The organism is Psychrobacter sp. PL15, assembly GCF_035984995.1.
Taxonomy (GTDB): domain Bacteria; phylum Pseudomonadota; class Gammaproteobacteria; order Pseudomonadales; family Moraxellaceae; genus Psychrobacter.
Genome location: NZ_JAXCIB010000034.1, coordinates 1 through 1,142, shown reverse-complemented (window position 1 = coordinate 1,142; position 1,142 = coordinate 1). Strand labels below are relative to the sequence as shown.

Annotated in this window: 1 protein-coding gene; it reads right to left on the bottom strand. The window is 50.7% G+C overall.

Going from position 1 to position 1,142, the window contains the following annotated elements; all coding sequences use genetic code 11:
• Positions 1 to 1,124: elongation factor Tu (tuf, locus tag RCH20_RS12440; RefSeq protein ID WP_327193825.1), on the bottom strand; the 1,124-nt coding region annotated here is incomplete at its 3' end.
• Between the last annotated feature and the right edge of the window lie 18 nt (positions 1,125 to 1,142).

Here is a 1,142-nt window from a genome sequence, read left to right as displayed (position 1 = left end):
AGACCTTTGTCCATAGCGATTGGGTGGATAAGCTCTACGCCCATCTCAACGTTATCACCAGGCATCACCATTTCAGTACCGTCTTGTAACTGGATTGCGCCAGTGACGTCGGTGGTACGGAAGTAGAACTGGGGACGATAGCCGTTTAGGAATGGGGTGTGACGACCGCCTTCTTCTTTGCTTAGTACGTATACTTCGGCATCAAATTTGGTATGCGGGGTGATTGAGCCTGGTTTGGCCAATACTTGTCCGCGCTGTACGTCTTCACGCTTGGTACCACGTAGCAATACGCCACAGTTTTCGCCTGCACGACCTTCGTCAAGCAGTTTACGGAACATCTCTACACCGGTACAGGTGGTTTTTTGGGTGGCACGGATGCCGACGATTTCAATTTCGTCACCGATTTTGACGATGCCTGATTCGACACGGCCAGTAACGACGGTACCACGACCTGAGATTGAGAAGACGTCTTCGATTGGCATTAAGAATGCTTTGTCGACGTCACGCTCAGGCTCTGGGATGTAGGTGTCTAGGATACCTAGTAGTTCTACAATAGCAGGTTGACCGTACGGACCTTCGTCGCCTTTTAGGGCTTGGGTCGCAGACCCTTTAACGATTGGGGTGTCGTCACCTGGGAAGTCATAGTCGCTAAGTAATTCGCGAACTTCCATTTCTACTAGCTCAAGCAACTCTTCGTCGTCTACGAGGTCGCATTTGTTCATGAATACGATGATGTACGGTACGCCAACCTGACGTGATAGCAAGATATGCTCACGGGTTTGTGGCATAGGGCCGTCAGTTGCTGATACGACTAAGATTGCGCCGTCCATTTGAGCGGCACCAGTGATCATGTTTTTAACATAATCGGCGTGACCTGGGCAGTCGACGTGTGCGTAATGACGGGCTTCGGTGTCATATTCTACGTGGCTGGTGTTGATGGTAATACCACGGGCTTTTTCTTCAGGGGCTGAGTCAATAGACGCGTAGTCTTTGGCTTCGCCGCCTGAAGTGATAGCGGCTACGGTTGCGATAGCGGCGGTAAGGGTGGTTTTACCATGGTCAACGTGTCCAATGGTGCCGACGTTGACGTGTGGCTTTTTGCGTTCAAACTTGGCCTTTGCCATGAGTGTTTCCTCTTTATT